Consider the following 19721-nt stretch of genomic DNA (forward strand, 5'->3'; position numbering starts at 1 on the left):
TGCATCCTGCTTTTTATTGTTATGCAACCTGGCGCCTACCCTAGTCCTGTGGGCGGCGGTTATTGAAGAAGTATTCAGCAGGGTGATTGAAGCCCATGCACAAAACCCAATGTGTACACAAACCACTGTGGGAGGGGGCTTGCCCCCGATGGCGGTGTATCAGCCAATTCATCTTTGACTGACCCACTGCCATCGGGGGCAAGCCCCCTCCCACATTTGAACTGCATTGCAACCGAGGGATCAGCGCACGCCTTCAGCCCTCAACGCCGCCGGCGTGTAGTCCGCCGCCTTGGCATTGAAGCCGAACACAAAGCTGCTCTTCTCCTCGTTCTTCATGCCCAGCGCGATGTAGCGCCCGGCGATGATGTCGTACAGGGTTTCCACGGTGTAGGCCGGGGTCTGGTGGTTGTAGTAGAACTGCGCATGGCCCTCGGCCACCCGCCACAATTGGCCACGGCCGTCGTAGTGATCCACCAGCGCGACCTGCCAGCTGTCTTCGTCGATGTACATGTGGCGCTTGGCGTAGATGTGCCGCTCGCTCGGCTTGACCGTACCGACTACTTCCCACACGCGGTGCAGTTCATAGCGGGTCAGGTCCTGGTTGATGTGGCCGGCCTTGATAATGTCGTCGTACTTGAGCGTCGGCTGGTCCAGCTTGTAGCTGTTGTAGGGGATGTACATCTCCTTCTTGCCCAACAGTTTCCAGTCGTAGCGGTCGGGTGCGCCGGAGAACATGTCGAAGTTGTCGGAGGTACGCAGGCCGTCGGACGCAGTGCCCGGCCCGTCATAAGCCACTTGCGGCGCACGCCGCACCCGACGCTGGCCGGCGTTGTAGATCCAGGCCAGGCGCGGTTCCTTCACCTGGTCGAGGGTTTCATGCACCAGCAACACGTTGCCGGCCAGGCGCGCTGGCGCCGTCACTGACTGCTTGAAGAAGGTCAGCACGTTGGCCGCCTTGGCCGGGTCCATGTCCGGGATCAATTGCGGCACCGCCACTTCTTCCTCGAAACGGATCGCGGTGTAGCTGCCGTTGGTCTGCGGCGTAGCCTGGGTGATGATGCGGCGCAGGTTGCCGCCGTGGTAGCGGGTGATGTGGTTCCACAGCACTTCCACGCCATTCTTGGGGATCGGGAACGCGTAGTAGCGGTTGCCGGTGAAACCTTCGAGGCCATTGCCATCGTTGATCGGCTTGACGTTAAGCGCGCTGCGCTTGATCGACTCGTAGATATCCGGCGGCAGGTTGACCGTGCGGTGGCTCGGGTACACCGGGATCTTGTAGGTCTCGGGGTAGCGCTTGAACATCGCCACTTGGCCATCGGAGAGTTTGTCCTTGTACTTGTCGACGGTGGCGGCGGTGATCACGAACAGCGGTTTTTCACTGGCGAACGGGTCGGCCAGAAAGCCCTTGGCGTCTACCGCGCCGGCGTTTTTCGGGATGCCGCCGGTCCAGGCCGGGATCGAGCCGTCGGCGTTGCCGGCTTTTTCCGAGCCCATTGGGGTCAGGCTGGTGCCGAGCTTGGCCGCCTCTTCCGGCGACACCGCCGCCATCACATTGGCCGCCAACAGGCTGAGGGCCATCACCGCAAATAGCTTACGCATAGAGTCTTGTCCTTCTTTAAGACAGATCAGAAGTTCGCGCCGACGCTGAAGGCGAGGAAGTCGCGGTCGGTCAGGGTGTTGTAGTCGCCACCAAAGAAGTCGGTGTAGCTGAGGCTGGCGGTGTAGGTGTTGCGGTAGTCGGCATCGACCCCGACGCTGATGGCCTTGGCGCCTTTGTTGAACAGGCCGTTGGGGCCGTAGCCGGCGACGTCGTGGGACCACGACAGGTTGGGCTTGAGGTTGATCCCGCCAATCACGTTGTTGTAGTCCAGAATCGCCCGCGCACGGTAACCCCACGATGTCGAGGTGACGAAACCGTCGGTATCGCCCTGGAAGCCATAGGCGCCGTACACCGAGTCGCGGCCGTAACGCAGTTTGGATTTATCCTCCAGGCCTGCGACATGCACGATGGCCGCTTCGCCCACCAGCGTCAGGCGTTCGGCGCCCAGTACCTGGTCGAAGAACTGGGTCATGCTGCTTTGGACCTGGGTGATTTCCTTGCGGCGGTAGCCTTTGTTGTCGTCACCGAAGTTGCTGCGGATCGGCGAGGCCAGTTGGCCCGCGACCGGGTTGATGAGCGCCAGGGTCAGGTCGGTGGTATTGAGTTGCACCGGTGCGTTCGGGCGGTAGCTGATCTCGCCGGTCCACGCCGTGCCGGTGGGCAAGGTGGTGGAGAAGCTGGCACCAAACAGACGGATATCTTCCGGGTAGTCGAGGTAGTACTGGCCGCGCCCGAGCATCAGGCTCTGGACCAGACCCGCACCGGAGCCCGGCGCCAGGCCGTTGGCGGTACCGGAAATCGCGCCGAGAGTGGCCAGGCTGGTGTTATTGGTGATGGTGCCCACGGTCGGCGTGCGGCTGTGGTAGTTCATGAAATACAGGCCGTACTCGGTGTCATCCCCGAGCCAACGCAACGCCGCACCGAACTGGCCGGAATCGCGCGCATCACGGTCGCCGGCGCGGCGCACGATCACGCCCTCGTTGGTGACGCCAAACCCCTGGCCGAACGCGGCGGCCACCGGCTGCAGCGGCGCAATCGCCGGGTTGCCCACGGTGTAGTTGTTGGTGCAGCCATCCGCCGCCACGTCGCCACCAAAAAAGGTGCCGCAGTTATCCAGTACGGTCTGGTCCCACTCCAGCTGATAGAAGCCTTCCACGGTCAGCTGGTTGGTGAGGGCCTGGGAGGCGAACAGCATGTTCACCGGAATCAGCCCTTCCTTGATCTCCGCACCTGGGCGGCGGAACGCCGACACGTCGATGGGGTTGATGCTGTTGATGGAGTTGCCGATGAAGGTACTTTCACCCCAGCTGACCACTTGCTTGCCCGCTCGCACGGTGCCCGGCAGGTCGCCCAGTGAGTAGTTGTGATACACGAACGCATCGAGGATCTGCGCGCCGCTGGATTTGGCGCCTTCCTTGCGGTTGTGATTGCTGATCTGCTTGAACTCGCGGTCTTCGTCCTGCAGTTCGAAGTCGTACCAGTACTTGCCGCGCACGAACACGCCGGTGTCGCCGTATTTCAATTCAAGGTCATGCAGGCCCTTGAAGATCTTCGAGAAGGTCTCGCCTTTCTTGAAGTTCAGGCGCCCGTCATCGCCGGTCGACGCCTGCCCGGTGCCGCCGTTCACGGTGCCCACCAGCTTTTTATCGGCATCGCGCATGCCCCAGCTGGCGCCCACCGACAGCGAGGAATCGAATTGCCCTTCGATCTCGCCAATGTTGAATGAAACAGCCTGCGCCTGGGCACAGCATCCCAGTGCAACCGCAGCGGCCAGCGCCTGTGGCCTGAAGATGGCGCGCATTGTTGTTCTTGTCATGCGTCTTCCCCGGTGAGTGACAGAAGGCCCCACCCTACTGCCGCCGGTCAGGAGGGATAAGCGCACCAAGGAGGGATTCGTGTTGTCGCTCGAAAGGATTACCGGGCGCTCTGGCTGGGGTCTGGGCGAGGTCATGGATTGGGTGGATGGCGGGTTATCAGGAGGATGGATGGCGCCCATTGCAACTATTGCCATATCGGTAACAGTCCTTGTCCTGAAGCGCTATTACTCATTTTGTTACAAACGGCTATTCTTGCCGGGCTTTCAGGGCAAACGGCCCGCTTCCCCAACGGGAAGAAAAGCCAGACTCCAATGGATTGATGCCTATTTTCAATCTGTTACCGGTGTTCACTGACGTTGATTTGTCGCTCCTTGATCCAACGTCTTACTTCAGCCGCTGCCTTTGCAGCGGCTTTTTTTTGCCGAAAATAAAACGGGGCGCTATCAGCGCCCCGTGGGATTCAGGCTTTTTCAGGTAACGATCACAGGCTGTATTTCTGCAAATTCGCCATCATCTCCTTCAACGCCTCGATATTGTCCTTGGGGTGCGAGGCGCCTTCGAAGTCGCAGATCTGCGCCCAGTGCGCCGCCACGTCATCCGGCGAAAACCCGGCGTCCGGATCGAACCCCATGCCCAGGCTTTGCTCCCAGCGGGTCTTGCCGATCCAGCCGCCGCCCACTTCAAACAGCCCCGCGGTGTCCTGGCAGGCCTCGCTGCCCAGATACACCACCAACGGGCTGACCAGCTCCGGCTTGAGGCGCTCGAACACTTGCGGCGGGATCAGGCCTTCGGTCATGCGCGTGCCGCCGGTGGGGGCGATGGCGTTGACCAGGATGTTGTTCTTGCGCCCCTCCAGAGCGAGGGTGCGGGTCAGGCCGTAGAGCCCGAGCTTGGCCATGCCGTAGTTGGACTGGCCGAAGTTGCCGTAGATGCCCGAGGTGGACGCGGTGAAAATTACCCGGCCATAACCTTGCTCACGCAGATGGGGCCACGCGGCGCGCGTCACTTTGTAGGCACCTTCGACATGCACGCGGTAAACCAGGTCCCAGTCGCCGTCGTCCATTTTGTGAAAGGTCTTGTCACGCAGGATGCCGGCGTTGTTGACCACCACGTCGATGCGACCAAAGGCGTCGAGGGCGTTCTGCACGATCTTGTCACCCTCGGTGACAGAGTCATGGTTGGCTTCGGCGATACCGCCGGCGGCGCGAATCTCGGCGACCACGCGGTCAGCCGCCGACGCATTGGCGCCCTCGCCCTGGGTGGAACCGCCGAGATCGTTGACCAGCACCTTGGCCCCGTGCCGGGCGAACAACAGTGCATGGGCACGGCCCAACCCGCCGCCGGCTCCGGTGACGATCACGACCTTATCCTGGAACTGCACTGACTCACTCATACCGAACTCCAATGGCGACAATGGGAATGGCTTGAGTGTCAGGCACGGGGCTTCTGGTCACAATAAAGTCGGCCAGAGCTGAATGGTGCTCGATAAGGCAGGGGGATGATGCCAGGCCGACACTGGTTCAAATGTGGGAGGGGGCAAGCCCCCTCCCACATTGGAACTGCGGTGTCAGGAATAGGCCAAGCGCGGCGCCGCCTGCCCAACCCCATCGCGAAACGCCAGGTAGTGCTTGAGCACCTGCACCGGCGCCTCGATCTGGGGGTAGTGGCCGATATTCGCCAGCAGTACCGTGTCGGCATTCGGCACCAACTGGTGATAACGCTCGACCATATGCACACCGGAGATCGGGTCGACCTCGCCATCGATCACCCGCAGCGGTACTTCGCCGCGCTGCATTGCACCCACCCAACGCTCACGCATACGTCGCCGCTGAGGAATGTAGGCGATCAGTTTGTGCAGGATGCGCGTACCGTCGTTGCAGTCGATCAGGCTCCAGAAGTCATCCAGCGCGCTTTCGCTGGGGCGGGTGTTGGGGCCGAAGATCTGGCTGAAACTGTTGGCCAGGGCGTTGCGCCCGAAGGCGCGGCCGATCATCCAGCCGAGCGGGCTGAGCAGGAGTTTCTGCACCAGCGCCGGGCGGTGGGTTTCGGGGAACAGACCGCCATTGAGAAACACGCAGCTGGCCATCGAAAACCGGCCTTCATAGTGGCGGGCCAGCAGCTCCTGGGCGACGCTGTCACCGTAGTCATGGGCCAACACATGCACCGGCTGATCCACGCGCAGGTGGTCGAGTAGCGCCTGTTGCAGGTCGGCCTGCTCCAGCAGGCAATAGCCGTGGTCCAGCGGCTTGGCCGACTCGCCAAAGCCGAGCATGTCGCAGGCAATCACCAGATTGCGCTGGGCCAGGGGTTGCCAGAGGTAATGCCAGTCCCAGCTGGCCGTGGGGAAGCCATGGATCAGCAGCAACGGCTCGCCCTGCCCCGCCACCCAGTAACGGATCGCACGACCACGGAAGACGAATTCCTGACCGCGCTTGCGCCAGGCTCTGAGCGGGATCTCGGCGAGTGGCATCAGCTTTTATACCCAGGGTCTTGGCTGTCCAATTTACGCAGCAACGCCGGCCAGGCCAGCGCGCCCCCCATACCTTGTGCACTCTTTGTGACAGCCGCCACCATCGCCTTGGCTCCGGCAAGAATCTGCGGGCCGATGGGGATCAGTTCAGCGCCGCCGTTTTGCGCCAGCACCTGGATATCGCAGGCGCGCTGGAAGGTGAACATCATCAGGAAGGTGTCGGCGATGGTGCTGCCGCAGGTGAGCAAGCCGTGGTTGTGCAACATCAGAAAGTTGTTGTCGCCAAGGTCAGCCTGCAGGCGCGCCTTTTCTTCATGGTTCAGCGCCACGCCTTCGTAGGCGTGATAGGCCAGGCTCGACAGCACGAAAATCGATTGCTGGCTGATCGGCAGCACACCCTGCTTCTGCGCCGCCACCGCCACCCCGGAGGCGGTGTGGGTGTGCAGCACGCAGTTCACGTCGTGGCGCACTTCATGGATGGCGCTGTGGATGGTGTAGCCCGCCGGGTTGATCTCGTAGGGGCTGTCCATCAGCTTGTTGCCGGCCTGGTCGACCTTGACCAGGCTCGACGCGGTAATCTCGTGGAACATCAGCCCGTAAGGGTTGATCAGGAAGTCATCGGTGCCCGGCACCTTGGCCGATATGTGGGTGAAGATCAGGTCATCCCAGCCATGCAGCGCCACCAGGCGATAGCAGGCCGCCAGGTCGACACGGGCTTGCCACTCGGCAGCGCTGACCTGGTCTTTGACATTCTGTGGCGATAGAACGGGGGCTAGGCTCACGGTAAAGACCTCCTTGGCGCACTTGTTATTATTTTTTGAGTGATGGGCCAGTCTAGTCAGACACCCTGGCCCAAGGAGTTGCCTTGGCAGCCAGCTTGATGACCGAGCGAGTCAGCCATGAGAATAGTTGAAATTTGCTCAAGCAGCGTCAGAGAAGCGCCGCCAATAAAGGCACGGCAAACAGGTTGAGCAGGCCACCGAGCCCTGTTCGCCGCCCACTTCATGGGCCCGTCTCACGTTCAGGGCGCCCGACTATTTGCGCGGGGACATTGTCTTTATCTGGCGAGAATGCGCGAGTTTCCGGTCAAGCGCGCAGTGCAGTAACCAGCTCGGCCAGCCAAGGTTCGGCGTCGGCTTCCGGGGTCACGCTTTCGCTGGCGTCCAGGCGCAGCATCGGCAGCACTTCGCGCACGCCCAGCTCGCCGAACAGCTCGCGCATTTGCTCCCCGCCGCCGCAGAAGGTGTCGCCGTAGCTGGCGTCGCCCAGGCCGATCACCGCGCCGGGCAGGCCGCGCCAGGCGGCGGGCAGCACGTCGCGAATGGCCGAATAAAGCGGCTGCAGGTTGTCGGGCAACTCACCCATGCCGGTGGTGGAAGTCACCGCCAGAAAGGCCTCGGGAGCATAGGCCTGCACGTCTGCCAGAGTGGCGCGCGGGTTGTACCAAGCTTCAAAACCGGCCGCGTTGAGGATGCCGGCGGCGTGACGGGCGACTTCTTCAGCCGTGCCGTACACCGAGCCGGAAAGGATGGCGACTTTCATCAATCTGATCCTGTAGTTGAGTGAAAGCCTGGGATATTAGCAGCTGTGGCAAAAATTTCGGCGCGCGCCGTGCAACATTCAGGGCATGTCATACACTGCCAGCATCCTTAACAAGGCACGTACCGCTCAATGATTAACGCTCAACTGATGCAAATGGTGATCAACGCTTCCAACGACGGCATCGTCGTCGCGGAACGCGAAGGCAAGGAAAGGCCGCTGATCTACGTCAACCCGGCCTTCGAGCGGATGACCGGTTACACGCCGGATGAAATTCTCTATCAGGATTGCCGTTTCCTGCAGTCCGGCGACCGCGACCAGCCAGCCCTGATGGCCATCCGCGAGGCCCTGGAAAGTGGCGGCGCCTGTCGCGAAACCCTGCGCAATTACCGCAAGGACGGCAGCCACTTCTGGAACGAACTGTCGCTGTCGACGGTGTACAACGAAGCGGACAAACAGACGTATTTTGTCGGTGTGCAGAAGGACGTGACCCTGCAGGTCAAGGCCCAGCAGCGCGTGTTTCAGCTGGAAGCCGAACTGGCCCAGGTAAAAGCCGAGTTGGCCGTGCTTAAAATGACCAGTGGCAGCAACAAATCATAGGATATTCGACCATTAAGCGGATAATGGCGTTTTAATGCCTCCCTCCTGAGCACGCCTCATGCAACGCGACGCACTTTTGACACAGGACGAACTGGACTTTATCCAGAAGATGCAGCACAACCCGCAACTCAACCTGCGGGATGCTTCGTCGAGCCTGACCGTCAACGGCGGCGCGCAAATTCGTGACTTGCTCACCCGGCTGGCCAGCCATGAGCAGCTCACCATTCAGGCGCAGTTCGAAAACCAGCAACTCACCTTCCCCCTGCACCTGGTGGAAGACGAGTTTCACGCGGTGCATTTGCGCCTGGGCGTGCCGACTATCTTTGAGGACGGGCCGATGGTCCGCCCCTGGCGCCTGGCCCTTGAAGCGCCGGTCGCGCTGGAGAACATCAGGGGCAACCCCGGCGCCCTGTGGGTGCATGAGGTTTCATTCAAGGGTGTGCTGGTGGAAATTCGCGGGCGGTTCAAGCCGCCGAAGACTTTTGCGCTGTGGTTCAGCCCTTCGGGCTACGAGCGCATCGCCCTGCGTGGCACGCTGCAGCGTGAAACCGCGAGGGGCCTGTTTGCCTATCGCCTGGACCAGAGCGACATGGACGAAACCGAGCGGCTGCGCCAGTTCATCCTGCATCAGCACCGCTTGATCCACCCCGAGGTTCACGCCTGAGATCAGGTGTCCAGGCTGCCGCGCAGAAACTGCTGCAAGCGGTGTTGCATCGAGCGCCCTTCATTGCCCAGGCAACCGATGGATGAGTCCGCCAGGGTTTCTTCTGCCATGTCCGACGCATCCCCGGCCAGCAGCAACGGGCAGTCCAGGGTCAGCGCCAGGCGTTTGAGGCGCAAGGGCAACTCGGCGCCGGGTGCGCGGTTGGAGAACAGCACCAGCGCGCGCGGCCGGGTTTTCTCGCACACCAGCGTCAACTCGTCAAACGGCTGGCCCGCAGCAAACACTTTCACCGCCAGCTTATCCGAGCCGATCAACACCCCCGCTACCAGCAACTCAAGCTCCCGGCACTCGCCGGCCACGGCCGCCAGCAATACCCGAGGTGTCGCCGAAGCGCTGGCCAGGTGCAGGCGTTGTGCAAGGCGGGCACGCAGGAAGGCGTCGAAGAACAACCACTCACTCGCCTGGCCGAAGTGCCCCTGGTGACGCAGCAGCTGCTGCCACAGGGGCATGAGAATGCTCTGGAGCACCACCGCAAGCGGGTAAGCCGCGAAAATCTGGCCGTACAGGCGGTCGAGTTGACGATCATCGAACGCGTTGATGGCCACGCGCAATTGGGCCTGCAACTGGCTCCACTCGCGTTCGGTGTCGACGCGCGAGGGGGTGGCGGGCTCGCTGTACAGCGCGTCGCGTGCCAGCATCTTGCCCACTTTGCTCACGGCGACGCCGCGCTCGATCCAGTCCAGAACGCGGTGCACGGTGTCGATGTCGGTGCTCGAATACAACCGATGCCCGCTTTCGGTGCGAACCGGCTGAATCAAGCCATAGCGACGCTCCCACGCGCGCAACGTAACCGGATTTACGCCAGTCAGTCGGGCAACTTCGCGAATCGGAAAAAGATCATCGATATCCGCGACGCTGTCGGGCGCGGATTCGTGATGAGGAGCAGTGATTTCGGGCATCAGAGGTCAGGAACCGTCCGTGTCGATTTGGATCCCATTTAACGCTTATGAGGGCACCGGATTCAAGTTACACAGCGAACCGACCAAAGTATCTGGTGTATTTGGCTGAAACAGGAATAATCCTTGCCTGTTTTTACGTAGCAGCCTACCCGGCAGCTACGTTTGTGCGCCGCCTACCCGGCCCAGCGCACCTGATTACTTGGAGATACACAATGTCTACCTCACCCGTCACCTTGATGGTTGCGCGTCGCGTGGCCAAAGGTCGCTACGAAGAATTGATGGCCTGGCTGCGCGAAGGCGAGCAATTGGCCACGGACTTTCCCGGTTACCTGGGTTCCGGCGTGCTCGCGCCACCACCCAACGATGATGAATTCCAGATTATTTTCCGCTTCGCCGATGGCCAGACCCTGCACGCCTGGGAGTTTTCCGCCTCGCGCAGTGCGTGGCTGAGCCGTGGCAGCGAGCTGTTTGCCGACCCGTCCGAACATCGCGTCAGCGGCATTGATGGCTGGTTTGGCGCAGTAGGCGCACGGCCACCGCGCTGGAAACAGGCGGTGGCGATCTGGCTGGCGTTTTTCCCGGTGTCGCTGCTGTTCAACTTCGTGCTCGGGCCGCTGCTCGGCGGGCTGGACCTGGTGCCGCGCGTGCTGGTCAGCACCCTGGCGCTCACGCCCTTGATGGTTTACTGGTTTATCCCGTTGTCGACCCATCTATTGGCCAACTGGCTGCACCCGACGCCGCCACCGCGCAAGGCCACCGAAGCCGCCGCGTGAGTACAGGGGCGGCCGCGCGCTGGTATAGTTTCACTCTGCCAGCGACGCGAGCCCCCCATGACTTCCACCCCCGCCCCGATCCTGATCACCGGCGCCAGCCAGCGTGTCGGCCTGCATTGCGCCCAGCGCCTGCTGGACGAGGGCCAACCGGTGATTTTCAGCTACCGCAGCGAACGCCCAGGCGTCGAAGCCCTGCGCGCACGTGGCGCGGTGGGTGTGTTTGCCGACTTCTCCACGGAGGCGGGGATTCTGGCGTTTATCGCCGAGTTGAACACCCACACCCACAGCCTGCGCGCGATTGTCCACAACGCCTCGGCCTGGGTCGCGGAAACACCCGGCGACGAAAGCCGCGCCTTCAGCGACATGTTCAGCGTACACATGCTTGCGCCGTACCTGATCAACCTGCATTGTTCACCCTTGCTGCAACGCTCGACACCTGCCGATATCGTGCACATCAGCGATGACGTGGTGCGCAAGGGCAGCCGCCAGCACATTGCCTATTGCGCCACCAAGGCCGGGCTCGACAGCCTCACGCTGTCGTTTGCTGCGCAGTTTGCGCCGTTGATCAAGGTCAATGGCATCGCCCCGGCGATGGTGATGTTCAATGAAGACGACGACGCGGCCTATCGCACCAAGGTGCTGGCCAAGTCGGCGCTGGGCATCGAGCCCGGGCCCGAGGTGATTTACCAGAGCCTGCGTTACCTGTTGGACAACCCCTATGTCACCGGTACCACCCTGACCGTCAACGGCGGGCGGCATATCAAGTAAGCCGTTTTGAGGATGTTGTATGACCTTATCCCTGCCCCAACACTACCGCGAGATCCTCAAAGGCCTGGGCGAAGACCCGGAACGCGAAGGCTTGCTCGACACCCCCAAGCGCGCCGCCAAGGCCATGCAGTATCTGTGTCATGGCTACGAGCAGAACCTGGAAACCATCGTCAACGGTGCGCTGTTCGCCTCCGATAACGACGAGATGGTGATCCTCAAGGACATCGAGTTGTACTCGCTGTGCGAGCACCACCTGCTGCCCTTTATCGGCAAGGCCCACGTGGCCTATATTCCGACCGGCAAGGTGCTGGGCCTGTCGAAGCTGGCGCGCATCGTCGACATGTTCGCCCGGCGCCTGCAGATCCAGGAAAACCTCACGCGCCAGATCGCCGACGCCATCCAGGAAGTGACCCAGGCCGCCGGCGTGGCCGTGGTGATCGAGGCCAAGCACATGTGCATGATGATGCGCGGCGTGGAAAAACAGAATTCAACCATGAACACCTCGGTGATGCTCGGCGCGTTTCGCGAGTCGAACACCACGCGCATGGAGTTCCTGCAACTGATTGGACGGAGCAAGTAGCAATGCCACAACTTCAACCAGGCATGGCGCGCATCCGGGTCAAGGACCTGTGCCTGCGCACCTTCGTCGGCATCAATGAAGACGAGATCCTCAACAAGCAGGACGTGCTGATCAACCTGACGATCCTGTATGCCGCCCAGGAAGCCGTGCGCGACAACGATATCGACCACGCGCTGAACTACCGCACCATCACCAAGGCGATCATCGCCCACGTCGAAGGCAATCGCTTTGCGCTGCTGGAGCGCCTGACCCAGGAGCTGCTGGACCTGGTGATGAGCAATGAATCGGTGTTGTACGCCGAAGTCGAAGTGGACAAGCCCCATGCGCTGCGTTTCGCCGAGTCGGTTTCGATCACTCTGGCCGCCAGCCGCTGATAGTCAAGTGAGCCCTATGAACGACCAACAACGCCTCGAACTCGAAGCCGCCGCCTTCCGCCGTCTGGTGGCGCACCTGGACAGCCGCAAGGATGTGCAGAACATCGACCTGATGAACCTCTCGGGCTTCTGCCGTAACTGCTTGTCCAAGTGGTACAAGGCCGAGGCCGATGAGCGCCATATCGAGCTGAGCCTCGATGACGCCCGCGAAGTGGTGTACGGCATGCCGTACGCCGAGTGGAAAGCCCAATACCAGAAAGAAGCCAGTGCCGACCAGCAGGCGGCGTTCGCCAAAGGAAAAACCCATGACTGATTTGAACACCCTGCGCGCCAGCCTCAACAGCGGCGAACACGCCTTTGCCGAGACCCTGGCATTCGTCGCCGCCGGTTACGATTACCAGCCGCAAGCCTTCACCAACGGCACCGTGGAAAACGCCGCCGGGCAGAACGAGGGGTCGTGCAAGACCTTGGGGTTGGCGCTGCTGGAAGGCTTGAGTGATCAGGAAGCGTTGCTGGCGTTTGGTGAGCACTACCGTTCGGTGGTGGATACGCCTGAGGGCAGTGACCATGGCAATATCCGCGCATTGATCGCCCACGGCCTGGCCGGCGTAAAATTCACCGCCCAACCACTCACCCGCAAATCCTGAATCAAACACCGATAAAAATGTGGGAGGGGGCTTGCCCCCGATGGCGGTGTGTCAGTCAACCAATCCAGTGACTGACACTCCCTCATCGGGGCAAGCCCCCTCCCACATTTGTTTTGCGGCGCTGTTTAGAACGAGGCGTTCTGCAGGCCGTCGAGGTAACGCTCGGCATCCAGGGCCGCCATGCAACCGGCGCCAGCCGAGGTGATGGCCTGGCGGTACACGTGGTCGGCCACGTCGCCAGCCGCGAAGATACCTTCGATATTGGTGGCAGTCGCATTGCCTTCACGGCCGCCCTGCACCACCAGGTAACCGTCTTTGGCTTCCAGCACGCCAGTGAACAGCGAGGTGTTCGGCGTGTGGCCGATGGCGATGAACACGCCGTCGACTTTCAGCTCGTCGAAGCTGCCGTCGTTGTTCTTCAGGCGAGCACCGGTCACGCCCATGTTGTCGCCCAGGACTTCGTCGAGGGTGGCATTGAGCTTGAGGATGATCTTGCCTTCAGCCACGCGGGCATGCAGCTTGTCGATCAGGATCTTCTCGGCGCGGAAGGTCTCGCGGCGGTGAACCAGGGTCACGGTGCTGGCGATGTTGGCCAGGTACAGCGCCTCTTCCACGGCCGTGTTGCCACCACCGACCACAGCCACTGGCTTGTTGCGGTAGAAGAAACCGTCGCAGGTAGCGCAAGCGGAAACGCCCTTGCCCATGAACGCTTCTTCGGACGGCAGGCCCAGATAACGGGCGCTGGCGCCGGTGGCGATGATCAGCGCGTCACAGGTGTAGACGCCGCTGTCGCCGGTGAGGCTGTAGGGCTTTTTCGAGAAGTCGACCGCGTTGATGTGATCAAACACGATTTCGGTTTCGAAACGCTCGGCGTGTTCTTTCATACGCTCCATCAGCACCGGGCCGGTCAGGCCGTGGACGTCGCCCGGCCAGTTGTCGACTTCAGTGGTGGTGGTCAACTGGCCGCCCGCCTGCATGCCGGTGATCAGCAGCGGCTTGAGGTTGGCTCGGGCAGCGTAAACGGCAGCGCTGTAACCGGCAGGGCCGGAACCGAGAATAATCACTCGCGAATGACGGGTATCAGACATGACTCACTCCTGTCGACCGCCCGGACAACAAGGCGGCTGGAATAAAAAAGGACCGCGAAGCACTTGGGGAAGGCTTGAACTCGCGAGTCCTGAAAATAATGGGTGCAGCGTATAGAGGGGGGCAAGATTAAGGAAATACGGAATAACAATCCAGCTCATAGGTGGTCTCTATGCTGTGCGCCCGATTAATCGACGCCTTTGTTACCGTTGATGTCGCCGCTTTCACCGCTGGTTTAAAGCCGGTAAGGTCGGCGCGTTCGTCATCCTGTTCGGAGTTCTCCATGCCCGCCCCTGCTCTTTCCGGCCCGCAATACCTGCGTGAAGGCCTCAAACTGGTGTTGAGCCCCGGCCTGCGTCTGTTTGTGCTGCTGCCGCTGGCGATTAACCTGATACTGTTCGTCGGCTTGATCTACTTCGCCGGCCATCAGTTCAGCCTGTGGGTCGACCACTTGATGCCGACCTTGCCGAGCTGGCTGAGCTTTCTGAATTACCTGCTCTGGCCGCTGTTTGTGGTGCTGGTGGTGCTGATGGTGTTTTTCACCTTCACCATGCTCGCCAATATCATCGCCGCGCCGTTCAACGGCTTTCTCTCGGAGAAAGTCGAGGTGGTGGTGCGCGGCACCGATGACTTCCCCGCGTTCAGCTGGGGCGAGCTGATCGCCATGGTCCCGCGCACCCTGGCCCGGGAAATGCGCAAGCTCGGCTACTTCCTGCCACGGGCCATCGGCCTGTTTATCCTGTCGTTCATCCCGGTGGTCAACCTGATCGCCGCGCCGCTGTGGCTGTTGTTTGGGGTGTGGATGATGGCCATCCAATACATCGACTACCCGGCGGATAACCACAAGCTGGGCTGGAACGAAATGCTCGCCTGGCTGCGCCAGAAGCGCTGGCAGAGCATGAGCTTCGGCGGCATCGTCTACCTGGTGCTGCTGGTGCCGGTGGTCAACCTGTTGATGATGCCGGCGGCGGTGGCCGGCGCCACATTGTTCTGGGTACGCGAGCAAGGCGCCGAGGCGATGGCCTCGCAAAAGATCACCCAGTCATAAATCCATCATCTGGATGACACACTGGCGACATGGCCCACGGCGACACTGTGGGTCATGACGACAGCTGCGCTCCACATCACCCTGATCACCGAAACCTTCCCGCCTGAGATCAACGGGGTGGCCAATACCCTTGGCCGCCTGTGCGAGGGTTTGCGCGCCCGTGGCCATCAGGTGGAGCTGGTTCGACCACGCCAGGGCGTGGACCAGAGCCGGTTGAGTGACGATGATTTGCTGCTCTGCCGCGGCTGGCCGCTGCCAGGCTACCCGGGCCTGCAATGGGGCCAGTCGTCGATGCACAAGTTGCTGCGCCGCTGGACGCGCCAACGCCCCGACGTGCTGTACATCGCCACCGAAGGCCCGCTCGGGCTATCCGCCTTGCGGGCGGCGCGGCGCTTGGGCATCAGTGTGGTCAGTGGCTTCCACACCAATTTCCAGCAGTACTCGAATCAGTACGGCCTGAGCCTGCTTAGCCGGCTGGTCACGCACTACCTGCGCTGGTTTCACAACCGCTCGACCCTGACCCTGGTGCCCAGCGCCAGCCAGCGCCTGGAACTTGAGCGCCGGCATTTCGAGCGGCTGGGGATGTTGGCGCGTGGCGTGGACAGCCAGCTGTTCCACCCGGCCAAGCGTGACAGCGGCCTGCGCGAAAGCTGGGGCCTGGAAAACGACGATATTGCGATCATGCATGTCGGGCGCCTGGCTCAGGAAAAGAACCTCGGGCTGCTCAAGCGTTGCGTGGACGCCGTGCAGGCAAGTTATCCACAGCGTCGGCTCAAGCTGATCATCGTCGGCGATGGCCCACAACGCGCGCTGCTGGAGCGCGAGCTGCCCGACGCCATATTCTGCGGTACCCAGCGCGGTGAAGAGCTGGCGCGGCATTACGCCTCGGGGGACCTGTTCCTCTTCCCCAGCCTGACGGAAACCTTCGGCAACGTGGTGCTTGAAGCCATGGCATCCGGGCTCGGCGTGGTGGCTTACGACCAGGCGGCCGCCACCCAGCACATTCGCCATGGCTACAACGGCGTGCTGGCGATGCCAGGGGATGAGGAAGCGTTTTGCGATGCGGCCATCTGGCTGCTGGAGGAGCGCGAAACCCTGCGCAGGGCGCGCTTGAATGCCCGCCAGCATGCCAGCCGCCAGGGTTGGCCGGCGATTATCGAGCAGTTCGAACATCAACTTCGCGGTGCGTGCGGCGAGCAGACGGCGATTGCAGCGGCATCGAACCCGATCTGACAGGCGGGGTGCCGGTCAAATCGCCATCGCGGGCAAGCCCGGCTCCCACATTGGAATGCGTTTCCCTGTGGGAGCCGGGCTTGCCCGCGATGGCGTCAGACCAAGCGCCGCTTACACCAGGCTCGTCAACGCCTCACGACTGAACGGCAGGATGTCGCCTTCGCGACCTTCGCGCACCTTCACCGCCCAATCCGGATCCACCAGCAACGCACGACCCACGGCCACCAGGTCGAACTCGTCGTTGTTCAGGCGCTCCAGCAGTTTTTCCAGGCTGGCGGGCTGTGCCACCTTGTCGGTGTTGACCATGAACTGCAGGAATTCACCGTCCAGGCCAACGCTGCCCACGGTGATGGTCGGCTTGCCGGTGAGCTGGCGCGTCCAGCCCGCCAGGTTGAGGTCGGAACCTTCGAACTCCGGCTCCCAGAAACGGCGAGTGGAGCAGTGGAAAATATCCACACCTGCGTCGGATAACGGCTTGAGGAACTCACCCAGCGCCTCTGGGGTTTGCACCAGGCGCGCGGTGTAATCCTGCTGCTTCCACTGAGAGAAACGCAGGATGATCGGGAAATCCGGGCCCACGGCGGCGCGGGTGGCCTGGATCAGTTCGATGGCAAAACGCGAACGGTTGGCCAGGCTGCCGCCGTACTCGTCGGTGCGCTGGTTGCTGCCTTCCCAGAAGAACTGGTCCACCAGGTAGCCGTGAGCGCCGTGAATCTCCACGCCGTCCATGCCGATGCTTTGGGCATCCTTGGCGGCCTGGGCGAAGGCGTTGATCACATCCTTGATGTCTTGGGCGGTCATGCCGTGGACGACCACGTTGCCGTCCTTGAGCTTCTCCATGGGGCCGTAGGCGGGCACGCTGGCGTCAGGCTCGGTGCCGATACGGCGCACGCTGCCCACGTGCCATAGCTGCGGGACGATCTTGCCGCCTTCGGCGTGCACGGCGTCGACCACTTTCTTCCAGCCGGCCAATGCCGCTTCGCCATAGAAATGCGGGACGTTGGGATAGCCGTTGGACGCCGGATGATTGACCACAGTGCCCTCGGTAATGATCAGGCCCACGCCGGCAGCCGCACGGCGACGGTAGTACTCGATTACCTTGGAATTGGGTACGCCACCCGGCGAGAACGAACGGGTCATTGGCGCCATGACCACACGAGTCGACAGTTGCAGTGCACCGAGCTTAAACGGTTTGAACAAGGCTTGGACAGGCATGGGAGCACTCCACAAAGAGGGGTTTATGATGTGGATAATATGGGTGGCGTGCAGTGCTGGGTAGCACTATTGATCTGGGTGATTAAGGGGTAAAACTGAAGCGAGCCCGCTTGTGTGGTGAGCGGGCTCGCCTCGAGGATCAGCTCAGGGCTTTTTCGATAGCCTGGACGATCGCGGGGTCATCCGGTGGGGTACGCGGCGAGAAGCGCGCGAGCACGCGCCCATCCTTGCCGAGCAGGAACTTCTCGAAATTCCAGGTGATATCCCCCGGAAATTCGGCGCCCTCGCCTGCCAGCAGGCGGTACAGCTGGTGGCGGTCAGGCCCGTTCACGTCGAGTTTGCTGCCCAACGGGAAGGTGACGCCATAGTTCAGGCTGCAGAACTCGCGGATTTCCTCCTCGGTGCCCGGCTCCTGGCCCGCAAACTGGTTGCAGGGCAAGCCAAGCACGGTAAACCCCTGATCCTTGTACTGCTGATAGAGGTTTTCCAGCGCCGCGTATTGCGGGGTCAAGCCACATTTGGAGGCCACGTTGACCACCAGCACAACTTGCCCCTTGAAGGGCGCCAGCGGCAGCTCTTGTCCGTCCAAAGCTTTGAGTTTCAGGTCGTGGAAAGCACTCATGACGAACTCCAGATATCCGATGTTCTTAGCAAAGCTGCGTTTCGAGATTACAACCCGCAAGCCTGCAATCATAGACGCCGATTACAAAACTCGCCTGCGGACTACTGAGCGGTAGGCCACGGCAAAATCGGAATCGCCGTCACCGCGTTCTGCGGGCTGCCTTCGATCAAACGGTCGCTGTAAACCAGGTAAACCAGGGTGTTGCGCTTCTTGTCGAGGAAGCGCACCACCTGCATGGTCTTGAAGACCAGTGAGGTACGCTCCTTGAACACTTCGTCGCCATCCTTGAGTTCACCCTTGAAGCGAATCGGCCCGACCTGCCGGCAGGCAATCGACGCCTCGGCACGGTCTTCGGCCAGCCCCAGGCCGCCTTTGACGCCGCCGGTCTTGGCGCGCGACAGGTAGCACGTCACGCCGTCGACCTTGGGGTCATCGAAAGCCTCGACCACAATGCGATCGTTGGGGCCGACGAACTTGAACACCGTCGACACCTGGCCAATTTCTTCGGCCGAGGCCAGCAGCGGCGTCAGCAATAGCAGGCCCAGCGCGAACTTCACTAAACGCATCGTATATTCCTTTGGTTAGACCAGGATCAGGTTGTCGCGGTGAACCAGTTCCGGTTCGGCCATGTAACCCAAGAGTCCGACAATCGCATCAGAGGATTGTCCAATAATTTTCTGCGCTTCCAGGGCACTGTAGTTGGCCAGGCCCCGGGCGATCTCACGACCGTCCGGCGCCACGCACACCACCATCTCGCCCCGGCGGAAGCTGCCCTGCACCAGTTTCACGCCCACCGGCAGCAGGCTCTTGTTGCCTTGGGACAGCGCCGATACCGCGCCAGCATCCAGCACCAGGGTGCCACGGGTTTGCAGATGCCCGGCCAACCACTGCTTGCGCGCCGCCAGCATGCCGCGTTCCGGCGACAGCAGCGTACCGATGCGCTCACCGGCCTTGAGGCGGTCCAGCACACGCTCCAGGCGCCCACCGACGATGATGGTGTGCGCGCCGGAACGCGCGGCCAGGCGTGCGGCGCGCAGCTTGGTCTGCATGCCGCCACGGCCCAGGGCACCGCCGACGCTGCCGGCCACGGCGTCCAGCGCCGGGTCATCGGCGCGGGCTTCATAAATAAGCTGGGCGTCGGGGTTGTTGCGCGGGTCGGCGTCGAACATGCCGTCGCGGTCGGTGAGGATCACCAGCAGGTCGGCCTCCACCAGGTTGGCTACCAGCGCGGCCAGGGTGTCGTTGTCGCCGAAACGGATTTCGTCGGTGACCACCGTGTCGTTCTCGTTGATCACCGGGATCACCTTGAGCTCCACCAGTGCGCGCAAGGTGCTGCGGGCATTGAGGTAGCGCTTGCGGTCGGACAGGTCGTCGTGGGTCAGCAGGATCTGCGCGGTGTGGCGGCCGTGCTCGGCAAAGCTGGATTCCCAGGCTTGCACCAGGCCCATCTGGCCGATGGCGGCGGCGGCTTGCAGTTCGTGCATCGCGCTGGGTCGCGCGGTCCAGCCGAGGCGGCTCATCCCGGCGGCAACCGCCCCGGACGACACCAGCACCAACTCGACGCCAGCCTCATGCAAGGCCACCATCTGCTCGACCCAGACGCTCATGGCTGCGCGATCCAGCCCCTTGCCATCCGCCGTCAGCAGCGCACTTCCGATCTTTACGACCCAGCGCTGCGCACCTGTCACTTTGCTCCGCATCATCTTCAACCTTAGAGTGAGGGCCG

The 19721-nt window shown here is 61.9% G+C and carries 24 protein-coding genes; 11 read left to right on the forward strand and 13 right to left on the reverse strand.

Going from position 1 to position 19721, the window contains the following annotated elements; all coding sequences use genetic code 11:
* Positions 1 to 240 precede the first annotated feature (240 nt).
* Both AC0IYH_RS22365 and AC0IYH_RS22370 read right to left on the reverse strand, forming a co-directional pair.
* Complete coding sequence (locus tag AC0IYH_RS22365; protein WP_471836241.1) at positions 241 to 1599, reverse strand: DUF1329 domain-containing protein; 1359 nt, start codon at positions 1597 to 1599, stop codon at positions 241 to 243.
* A 26-nt stretch (positions 1600 to 1625) separates the two neighbouring features.
* Positions 1626 to 3416 (reverse strand): DUF1302 domain-containing protein, encoded by a 1791-nt coding sequence (locus AC0IYH_RS22370; protein ID WP_471836243.1) that lies wholly within the window; start codon positions 3414 to 3416, stop codon positions 1626 to 1628.
* Positions 3417 to 3495: 79 nt separating this feature from the next.
* Here AC0IYH_RS22370 and AC0IYH_RS22375 point away from each other — a divergent pair, with 79 nt between their 5' ends.
* On the forward strand, positions 3496 to 3771 hold the full coding sequence (locus AC0IYH_RS22375; RefSeq protein WP_471836244.1) for a hypothetical protein: 276 nt from the start codon (positions 3496 to 3498) through the stop codon (positions 3769 to 3771).
* A gap of 127 nt (positions 3772 to 3898) precedes the next feature.
* Here AC0IYH_RS22375 and AC0IYH_RS22380 read toward each other — a convergent pair whose 3' ends face one another.
* From AC0IYH_RS22380 to AC0IYH_RS22395, 4 genes are all read right to left on the reverse strand, one after another.
* Positions 3899 to 4810 (reverse strand): SDR family oxidoreductase, encoded by a 912-nt coding sequence (locus AC0IYH_RS22380; RefSeq protein WP_116630323.1) that lies wholly within the window; start codon positions 4808 to 4810, stop codon positions 3899 to 3901.
* Positions 4811 to 4984: 174 nt separating this feature from the next.
* Entirely contained in the window at positions 4985 to 5887 is a 903-nt protein-coding gene (locus AC0IYH_RS22385; protein WP_471836246.1) for an alpha/beta fold hydrolase, read from the reverse strand.
* Complete coding sequence (locus tag AC0IYH_RS22390; protein ID WP_471836247.1) at positions 5887 to 6669, reverse strand: class II aldolase/adducin family protein; 783 nt, start codon at positions 6667 to 6669, stop codon at positions 5887 to 5889. Before AC0IYH_RS22390 ends, AC0IYH_RS22385 begins: the two co-directional genes overlap by 1 nt.
* A 304-nt stretch (positions 6670 to 6973) precedes the next feature.
* The gene (locus AC0IYH_RS22395; RefSeq protein WP_471836249.1) at positions 6974 to 7429 is read right to left on the reverse strand and encodes a flavodoxin; all 456 of its coding nucleotides are present in this window, start codon (positions 7427 to 7429) and stop codon (positions 6974 to 6976) included.
* A gap of 129 nt (positions 7430 to 7558) precedes the next feature.
* Between AC0IYH_RS22395 and AC0IYH_RS22400 the strand changes: the two genes are divergently transcribed.
* Positions 7559 to 8026: a PAS domain-containing protein gene (locus AC0IYH_RS22400; RefSeq protein WP_116630319.1), complete on the forward strand. Its 468-nt coding sequence runs from the start codon at positions 7559 to 7561 to the stop codon at positions 8024 to 8026.
* Between the two features lie 58 nt (positions 8027 to 8084).
* Positions 8085 to 8690, forward strand: coding sequence for a hypothetical protein (locus AC0IYH_RS22405; protein WP_471836251.1), 606 nt, complete (start codon positions 8085 to 8087; stop codon positions 8688 to 8690).
* 2 nt (positions 8691 to 8692) lie between these two features.
* Here AC0IYH_RS22405 and AC0IYH_RS22410 read toward each other — a convergent pair whose 3' ends face one another.
* The gene (locus AC0IYH_RS22410; protein ID WP_471836252.1) at positions 8693 to 9649 is read right to left on the reverse strand and encodes a MerR family transcriptional regulator; all 957 of its coding nucleotides are present in this window, start codon (positions 9647 to 9649) and stop codon (positions 8693 to 8695) included.
* 212 nt (positions 9650 to 9861) lie between these two features.
* On the opposite strand from AC0IYH_RS22410, the gene AC0IYH_RS22415 reads away from it, so the two are divergent.
* Genes AC0IYH_RS22415 through AC0IYH_RS22440 form a run of 6 tightly spaced genes read left to right on the forward strand, consistent with a single transcriptional unit; the run spans position 9862 to position 12791 of the window.
* Positions 9862 to 10422 (forward strand): antibiotic biosynthesis monooxygenase family protein, encoded by a 561-nt coding sequence (locus AC0IYH_RS22415; RefSeq protein ID WP_116630316.1) that lies wholly within the window; start codon positions 9862 to 9864, stop codon positions 10420 to 10422.
* A gap of 57 nt (positions 10423 to 10479) precedes the next feature.
* Positions 10480 to 11190, forward strand: a complete 711-nt coding sequence (folM, locus tag AC0IYH_RS22420) for a dihydromonapterin reductase (protein WP_471836254.1) — start codon at positions 10480 to 10482, stop codon at positions 11188 to 11190.
* A gap of 19 nt (positions 11191 to 11209) precedes the next feature.
* Positions 11210 to 11770, forward strand: a complete 561-nt coding sequence (gene folE, locus AC0IYH_RS22425) for a GTP cyclohydrolase I FolE (RefSeq protein ID WP_101272958.1) — start codon at positions 11210 to 11212, stop codon at positions 11768 to 11770.
* A 2-nt stretch (positions 11771 to 11772) separates the two neighbouring features.
* Positions 11773 to 12144, forward strand: coding sequence for a dihydroneopterin triphosphate 2'-epimerase (folX, locus tag AC0IYH_RS22430; protein WP_471836256.1), 372 nt, complete (start codon positions 11773 to 11775; stop codon positions 12142 to 12144).
* Between the two features lie 16 nt (positions 12145 to 12160).
* Entirely contained in the window at positions 12161 to 12457 is a 297-nt protein-coding gene (locus AC0IYH_RS22435) for a DUF1244 domain-containing protein (RefSeq protein ID WP_065908484.1), read from the forward strand.
* Positions 12450 to 12791 carry a HopJ type III effector protein gene (locus AC0IYH_RS22440; RefSeq protein ID WP_116630314.1) on the forward strand — a complete coding sequence of 114 codons (342 nt, stop codon included), beginning with the start codon at positions 12450 to 12452 and terminating at the stop codon, positions 12789 to 12791. The genes AC0IYH_RS22435 and AC0IYH_RS22440 overlap by 8 nt, the downstream gene beginning before the upstream one ends.
* A 125-nt stretch (positions 12792 to 12916) precedes the next feature.
* On the opposite strand, the gene trxB is transcribed toward AC0IYH_RS22440, so the two are convergent.
* Positions 12917 to 13879 (reverse strand): thioredoxin-disulfide reductase, encoded by a 963-nt coding sequence (trxB, locus tag AC0IYH_RS22445; protein WP_116630313.1) that lies wholly within the window; start codon positions 13877 to 13879, stop codon positions 12917 to 12919.
* Between the two features lie 127 nt (positions 13880 to 14006).
* Positions 14007 to 14162: a hypothetical protein gene (locus tag AC0IYH_RS22450; RefSeq protein WP_163821429.1), complete on the reverse strand. Its 156-nt coding sequence runs from the start codon at positions 14160 to 14162 to the stop codon at positions 14007 to 14009.
* Between AC0IYH_RS22450 and cysZ the strand changes: the two genes are divergently transcribed.
* Positions 14161 to 14925 (forward strand): sulfate transporter CysZ, encoded by a 765-nt coding sequence (gene cysZ / locus AC0IYH_RS22455; RefSeq protein WP_471836258.1) that lies wholly within the window; start codon positions 14161 to 14163, stop codon positions 14923 to 14925. The genes AC0IYH_RS22450 and cysZ overlap by 2 nt on opposite strands.
* 54 nt (positions 14926 to 14979) lie before the next feature.
* Positions 14980 to 16158, forward strand: coding sequence for a glycosyltransferase family 4 protein (locus AC0IYH_RS22460; protein WP_471836260.1), 1179 nt, complete (start codon positions 14980 to 14982; stop codon positions 16156 to 16158).
* A 111-nt stretch (positions 16159 to 16269) separates the two neighbouring features.
* Here AC0IYH_RS22460 and AC0IYH_RS22465 read toward each other — a convergent pair whose 3' ends face one another.
* The 4 genes from AC0IYH_RS22465 to proB form a co-directional block, all read right to left on the reverse strand.
* Positions 16270 to 17373: an NADH:flavin oxidoreductase gene (locus AC0IYH_RS22465; RefSeq protein WP_122773539.1), complete on the reverse strand. Its 1104-nt coding sequence runs from the start codon at positions 17371 to 17373 to the stop codon at positions 16270 to 16272.
* A 139-nt stretch (positions 17374 to 17512) separates the two neighbouring features.
* Positions 17513 to 17995 carry a glutathione peroxidase gene (locus AC0IYH_RS22470; RefSeq protein ID WP_116630309.1) on the reverse strand — a complete coding sequence of 161 codons (483 nt, stop codon included), beginning with the start codon at positions 17993 to 17995 and terminating at the stop codon, positions 17513 to 17515.
* A gap of 101 nt (positions 17996 to 18096) precedes the next feature.
* Positions 18097 to 18561: a CreA family protein gene (locus tag AC0IYH_RS22475; protein WP_099587254.1), complete on the reverse strand. Its 465-nt coding sequence runs from the start codon at positions 18559 to 18561 to the stop codon at positions 18097 to 18099.
* Between the two features lie 15 nt (positions 18562 to 18576).
* Positions 18577 to 19695, reverse strand: coding sequence for a glutamate 5-kinase (gene proB / locus AC0IYH_RS22480; protein ID WP_057013120.1), 1119 nt, complete (start codon positions 19693 to 19695; stop codon positions 18577 to 18579).
* Positions 19696 to 19721 lie beyond the last annotated feature (26 nt).

The sequence above is a fragment of the Pseudomonas sp. AC463 genome (assembly GCF_979253585.1).